5 protein-coding genes are annotated in these 5,952 nt (G+C 72.4%); 3 read left to right on the forward strand and 2 right to left on the reverse strand.

What is annotated here, in order from left to right; all coding sequences use genetic code 11:
• Positions 1-239 precede the first annotated feature (239 nt).
• On the forward strand, positions 240-734 hold the full coding sequence (locus ABD323_RS38970; protein WP_344446842.1) for a hypothetical protein: 495 nt from the start codon (positions 240-242) through the stop codon (positions 732-734).
• Between the two features lie 214 nt (positions 735-948).
• A complete protein-coding gene (locus tag ABD323_RS38975; RefSeq protein ID WP_344446843.1) occupies positions 949-1,560 on the forward strand; it encodes a class I SAM-dependent methyltransferase in 612 nt (203 codons plus the stop codon).
• Between the two features lie 21 nt (positions 1,561-1,581).
• Here the strand turns inward: ABD323_RS38975 and ABD323_RS38980 are convergent, their stop codons facing one another.
• Both ABD323_RS38980 and ABD323_RS38985 read right to left on the reverse strand, forming a co-directional pair.
• Complete coding sequence (locus ABD323_RS38980; protein WP_344446844.1) at positions 1,582-2,901, reverse strand: tetratricopeptide repeat protein; 1,320 nt, start codon at positions 2,899-2,901, stop codon at positions 1,582-1,584.
• A 152-nt stretch (positions 2,902-3,053) separates the two neighbouring features.
• Positions 3,054-4,502 carry a DUF4331 domain-containing protein gene (locus ABD323_RS38985; RefSeq protein ID WP_344446845.1) on the reverse strand — a complete coding sequence of 483 codons (1,449 nt, stop codon included), beginning with the start codon at positions 4,500-4,502 and terminating at the stop codon, positions 3,054-3,056.
• A gap of 473 nt (positions 4,503-4,975) precedes the next feature.
• Here ABD323_RS38985 and ABD323_RS38990 point away from each other — a divergent pair, with 473 nt between their 5' ends.
• On the forward strand, positions 4,976-5,788 hold the full coding sequence (locus ABD323_RS38990; RefSeq protein ID WP_344446846.1) for a ferritin-like domain-containing protein: 813 nt from the start codon (positions 4,976-4,978) through the stop codon (positions 5,786-5,788).
• Positions 5,789-5,952: the final 164 nt, after the last annotated feature.

Here is a 5,952-nt window from a genome sequence, read left to right on the forward strand (position 1 = left end):
CGAGGCCACAACCCAAGAACTGAAGCCTCGTCACAGTAAGCACCGTTGCAGTACTGGGCAGTGTCACCAAGGGGACTGGCTCTGGCGCAGGCAGGCCGGATCTCCTCGCCGGGCCGCCGGCTGCGGAAGGTGTAGCTAGCACCACCATCAAGTCGGATAGGAGCGCTACTGCCTCGGGCGCGCGCGAACGACATGCTGATGTTGTGCCCGAGGGGCGGGCGCGAGGGGAGTCAGGTGTCATGGCGAGCACTCAGCTGACCAGCGTTCATTCGCTCCGTCGGGTCCGCGTGCACGCCGGTTCGGGCTCCGGCGTCCCGCGGGCCCTTCCGAAGGCCGCGGCCGCTTCGACGTTCCCCCTGCTGCCTCGCCGGGCGGCCACGGTCCTCACCGTGCTCGGGCTGGCGATGATTCCCTGGCTGGTCTTCCTGCACACCGGACTGCCGGCCACCGCCCAGGCCTCGCACTGGGCCTGGACATGGACGGGTCTGGACAGCTTCGAGGCGCTCGGCCTGCTCTCCACCGGACTGCTCCTCAGGCGCGGCGACTGCCGGGCCTGCCTGACCTCCGCCGCGACCTCGACCCTGCTGCTGGTCGACGCCTGGTTCGACACCATGACGGCGGCCCCGGGTTCGGACTTCAAGCTGGCGGTGCTGCTGGCGGTCTTCGTCGAGTTGCCGCTGGCGGTGGCCTGCGCGGTTCTCGCGACCCGGACCTTCCCTCGGCGGGACCGCTGAACGGAGGGGCTCGTGACGTGATCGGCACCTGCGGTCCGGTCCGTTTCGGGAAATCCCCGCCTGCCGCAACGGCGGCCCACGGGCGGTTCGTTCGGCCCGCTCGGGTCGACTGCCGACAGAGTCGGCGCCGCCTCAAGCAGATGGCACACCAACACAACTGATGGACCATCGGAGATGCGCTTCGATGGCCCAGTCGGACCTTTGAGGAGGAATTATGAGGCATTCGCGGGCATTGATCGGCGCGGGCGCTGCCGCCGCCGTCGCCACCTGGTGGTTCACCGACTCCGCGCCGTACCCGTACTCTCAGCGCTGGCTACTCGACCTGCCGCTGCCGTTCCTGACTCTGAAGCGTCTGGACCACGTGCTCCAGGCCCGGGAGGGCGAGAGGATCCTGGAGATAGGCCCCGGAACCGGCCTGCAGTCGCTGCACGTCGCACCGCGGCTGGGCCCGAACGGTCAGCTGGACATCGTGGACATCCAGCAGGAGATGCTCGACCACGTGGGCCGCCGGGCCAAGGAGCAGGGCGTCGACAACATCGTGCCGAACTGCGCCGACGCACATGAACTTCCTTTTGCGGACGGCTCGTTCGATGCGGCTTACCTGGTGACGGCGCTGGGCGAGATCCCGGATCCGGCGCGTACGCTGGCCGAGCTGCGCCGGACGCTGAAGCCGTTCGGGCGGCTGGTGGTCGGCGAGTTCTTCGACCGGCATCAGATCCGGCCGTCTTCGCTGATCAGCCTGGCCGAGGGAGCCGGGCTGCGGGTCGCCCGGCTGTACGGTCCGCCGTTCGCGTACTACGCGGTGCTGCGTCCGATCGACGCCTGACGCCGCCCGGACGGTTCCCGCTCACGGCGTGCCGCCGAGGGCGGCCAGGGCGGTGCGGGCGGCCGGGGCCAGCAGCGGGGAGAAGTACGGGTCCGTGCGCAGTGCCTCGGCGAGGTGGTCGCGGGCGTCCGCGGTGCGGCCCAACGACCGTTCGATCTCGCCGCGGTGGTAGCTGAACAGGGCGTTGTGCCAACCGAGTCGCCCGGCCTGTTCGGCCAGCGGCAGGGCCTGGTCGTCGTCGCCCCGGCGGTGCAGGGCCCAGCCGAGGGCGTCGGCGACCAGGACGTTCTGCCGGCGCTGCCACTCGGCGCGCAGCACGGTGACCGCCTGCCCGGCGTCGCCGTGGTCGGCCTGGTACTGGCCGATCGTCAGGTCGTCCACGACCCCGTTCGCCGCCGCGAGTTGCTGCTCCGCCGCGAGCAGGCGGTACTGCTCGCGGGCCTGGTCGAGGTGGCCCAGCGACTCCTGCAGCTCGCCGAGTTCGAGGAGGTACTGGGGCTGCGGGACCCGGGCGACGACACCGGTGTAGTCGGCGAGCGCGGCGGCGGTGTCGCCCAGGGCGGCCTCCACCCGGGCCTTGCCGGCGAGCGCGGGCGAGTAGCCGGGGTCGTCGGTGAGCGCCTGGCGGTAGTCGGCCAGGGCCTGGTCCGGGTGGCCGGCGTTGCGTTCGAGTTCGGCGATCTGGTGGTGGCAGAACGCCCGGTCGCCGGGGTCGTAGGCACCGTCGAGGGCCTGCTGGAGGGCCGCGCGGGCCTGGTCGGGGTGGCCGTGCTGTTCGAGGTCGTAGGCGGCGCGGGTGAAGGAGGCGGTGCCGGGGTGGTGGTCCAGGAGTTGCTGGACGGCCTCGGTGGCGCCGGCGTCGTCACCGAGCTGGGTGCGGGCGTCGGCCAGCACGGCATAGGCCTGCCAGTGCAACGGCGCCTGGGCCAGCGCCCGTTGCGCGGCGTCGCGGGCGTCGGCGAACCGGTGCCGGGCGTTGTCGAGCGCGCCCAGGCCGGTCAACGCCTCGGTGTCGGCGTCCGGTTGCAGGCCCAGCGAGCGGTGCAGCGCGTCGTCGGCCTTCGGGTAGTACGAGGCGTCGGCGGTGATCCGGGCCTGTTCGACGTACTCGGCGCCGAGGCGGGCCCAGCCGGCGGCGTCGGTGGGGATCTCGCGCAGCCGCTGCTGGTCGGCGGAGATGGCCTGGGCCAGGGTGCCGCCGCCGGGTGCCGGCGCGCCCCCGGGCCGGACCGTGGTGGCCGGTGGCGCCGCCGCCCGGTGGCCGGCGCGGTCCAGGCCGCCGAACGCGACGAGGCCGCCGCAGAGCGCGGCGGTGGTGAGCAGCAGGGGCAGACGGCGCATGCCGGGTCCTTCGGTCGTGCCGGGCGGTGTGCGCGCCCCGCCCGCCGGCTCCCCGTCGGGGGCCGGCAGCCGGGGCGCACCGTGCTGGTGCGGTTACTGGTGCGGTCGGTGGTGCGGTTGCTGGTGTGGCTGCTGGTGCCTCAGGAGGCCGGTCAGTGCGGCTGGTTGACCGCCTTGGCGTACGGGAGGGCAACGTAGGGGAAGGCCGCGCCGAAGGGCACGTCCGGCCCGTTGACCCCGTCACCGGCGGCCAGCGCCGGGATCAGGTGCCCCGGGGTGGCGCCCTCCATCACCTGCAGCGCGATGTCGACCACGTCGTCCCCGGGCCGGCGCCCGTTCGGGAAGCCCTGGAAGTCCCCGTTCAGCACCCCGAGCCGGTCCGGCTTGGCGGTCACCGGGGTGGACATGTTCAGCCGCAGCTCCTCCGCCGCGACGAACTGGCGCACGTCGATGTCCTGGTTCATCAGCTGCGAGTTGAGGTCCACCGCGAACGGGCCGTCGGCGGCCTTGGCGATCCCGGTCAGGAAGATCTCCTGGAGGTCCTTGCGCGGGGTGGCGGGCGCCGGCAGGCCGTAGATCGCCTGCACCAGCTTGGGCACCTCCGGGTCCAGCACCTTGGCGACCAGCGCGGGCTGGTTGTGGTCCTCGGAGGGCGGCAGCGCGTTGAACGCGTCCTTGAGCCCCGCCGGCACCACCACCTCGTTCACCAGCGGGTTGCCCAGCCGCGAGACCTGCACGAACCTGCCCTCCGCGGTGGCCTTGCCCGGGCTCAGCTTGAGGGTCTGCTTCTCCGTGCTGCTCCACACCCCCACCACCGGGTTGCGGCCCACGTCGCCCTTGAAGGCCAACTCGCTCTTGGGGACCTGGATGGAGAGGCTGTTGACGTTGTAGCCGGCCAGCGTGTTCTGGCCGGTCTCCTTGAGGTTCGCGCCGTACAGGAGGTCGAAGACCCGCAGGTCCAGGAAGAACGGGTCCGCCGCCTGGGTCGCCACCGTCTGTCCGCCGCCCGGCAGTTGCACGGTGGCCTGGTTGCGCAGCTGCGCGTAGTTGGGCATCGACGCCTTGCCGGTGTCGGAGGGCGCGGCGGTGCCGTGCTCGACCAGGGTCCGCGGCGGACAGCCGTGCCGCAGCTCCTGCAGCGTGTAGTACTGGTGGAAGAGCAGCGTGGGGTCGGTCAGGTTGTTCACCACCCCGTTGTTGTAGAGGAAGGTGTTGGTGCCCCGCTGGTCCTCGGTGTGGAAGGTCCACCGGTAGGTCAGGTCCGGGTGGCCGGTGCCCTGGCTGTCGATGTTGATGTCGTAGTGCGCCCCGTCCGCCCACGGGTAGAAGTTCGGGCCGCCGTTGGGCTCCTGGAACGGCAGCCAGTTCGCCACCAGCGTCACCGTGTCCGCCCGGTCCGGGCTGGTGAACGCGTAGACGTCGGTGTTGTCGACCTGCGGGTCCGCCGCGATCAGCGGTGCCTCGCGGTGGCTGGACGCCGAACCGACGCCCGCCCCCGGACCCGCCAGCGCGCTGGTGGCCAGCGCCAGGCTCATCACGCCGAGCGTGGCGGCGGTGCGGACGGGGGACTTCGATCGGGCGCGACCGAGCACAGGGTTCATCGTTCTCGCTTCCGGTGGGGGCGCCTCGGCGCCCGGATCCTGGTAGGGCCTGCCGTCCTCGGGCCGGTCCCTCGAAGGACGATGGCCGCCCTCCACCGGGACTTCGCGCCACGCGCGGGCACGGACGGGCCGGGTCACCCGCACGGACGATCGCCACCACCCGGTCGGCTCCACCGGAGCCGGCCGTCGCACCACTCGAACCGGAGGACGGGCGGCTGCGGCCCGGCGGAGGGCATCGGCGGGCCCGGCGCGGGCCCATCCGGCGCAGGTTCGTGCGGTGTCTGCGCACCGGCGCGGTGGCCGCCCGGCCGCGCTGGGCCCGCCGGGTGGTGGTGGCGCCGAGGGCGCCGTTTCACCGCAACGAGTGAACCTCGGGGTTGCTCCGCCGCTGGGCCAATCCGTCCCGGGGGCCGGGCCGAATGGACGTCAGACGGGCCGGCACCAGGGGCGGGCTCATGACACCGAGACGGGACATGATGGCCACAGAGCACATCGACACCCGGCTGCTCGACGAACTCAGCGAGCAGTCAGAGGACTTGAACAGCGACGCCGTGAAGATCACGCGCAGCGCGCTGGTCGACTTCGGCCAGGCGGTCGAGCCGCAGCGCCGTCGCTGGTGGCAGCGCGGCGGACCGCTGGCGGGGATGGCCGGGATGGCGGTCCTGCTGGGCGGTGGACGGGCGCTGGCCGACTCGGCCTCCCCCTCGGCGATGTCGGCCGCGAACGACGTCATGGCGCTGCAGACCGCCGCGTCGATCGAGAACCTGGCGGTGAGCGTCTACCGGACCGCCGCCGCGCTGCCCTTCATCAAGGACGGCAACCCGACGGTGGCGGCCTTCATCGCCAAGACCACCGGTCAGCACCAGGCCCACGCGCAGGCGTTCAACTCCGCCGCCACGCAGGCCGGTGGCCAGGCACAGAACAACCCCGACCCGAAGTACAAGGCGATCGTCGACCAGGCGCTGCCGACCATCAAGACCCCGGCCGACGTGGTGAAGCTCGCCATCACCCTGGAGGACGTCGCCGCGCAGACCTACACGAAGAACGTCAGCCAGGTCAGCAGCGCCGACCTGCGCAAGCTCTTCGCCTCGGTCGCCCCGGTCGAGGCCCAGCACCGGGCGGTGCTGCTCGCGGTGCAGGCCCTGCTGGCCGGCAACGCCGCCGACCTGGTCACCATTCCGGTCGACCCGGCCAAGCTGCCCGCCGCGGCCGGCAGCGTCGGGTTCCCCGACGCCTTCTACAAGACCGACAGCGCTTCTCCGATCAGCGAAGGTGCCGTGCAGTGACGACGACCGACAGCGGCTGGGAACTCCCCATCAATGAACGGCAACTCACCCGCCTCACCCACGACATGGACGAGGCCCACCGGCAGACGCTGCCCGCGATGCGGGCCGCGGCGCGCGACCTCGCCGCGGAGGTCCGCGCGGGCCGGCGCGGCGCGGTGGCGGTG

The sequence above is a fragment of the Kitasatospora nipponensis genome (assembly GCF_039528135.1).
Lineage (GTDB): Bacteria > Actinomycetota > Actinomycetes > Streptomycetales > Streptomycetaceae > Kitasatospora > Kitasatospora nipponensis.

Excerpts from the sequence above, each read along its gene's own strand:
- ABD323_RS38970 (WP_344446842.1), top strand. The coding sequence starts at position 240 with ATGGCGAGCACTCAGCTGACCAGCGTTCATTCGCTCCGTCGGGTCCGC.
- ABD323_RS38975 (WP_344446843.1), top strand. The coding sequence starts at position 949 with ATGAGGCATTCGCGGGCATTGATCGGCGCGGGCGCTGCCGCCGCCGTC.
- ABD323_RS38980 (WP_344446844.1), bottom strand. The coding sequence starts at position 2,901 with ATGCGCCGTCTGCCCCTGCTGCTCACCACCGCCGCGCTCTGCGGCGGC.
- ABD323_RS38985 (WP_344446845.1), bottom strand. The coding sequence starts at position 4,502 with ATGAACCCTGTGCTCGGTCGCGCCCGATCGAAGTCCCCCGTCCGCACC.
- ABD323_RS38990 (WP_344446846.1), top strand. The coding sequence starts at position 4,976 with ATGATGGCCACAGAGCACATCGACACCCGGCTGCTCGACGAACTCAGC.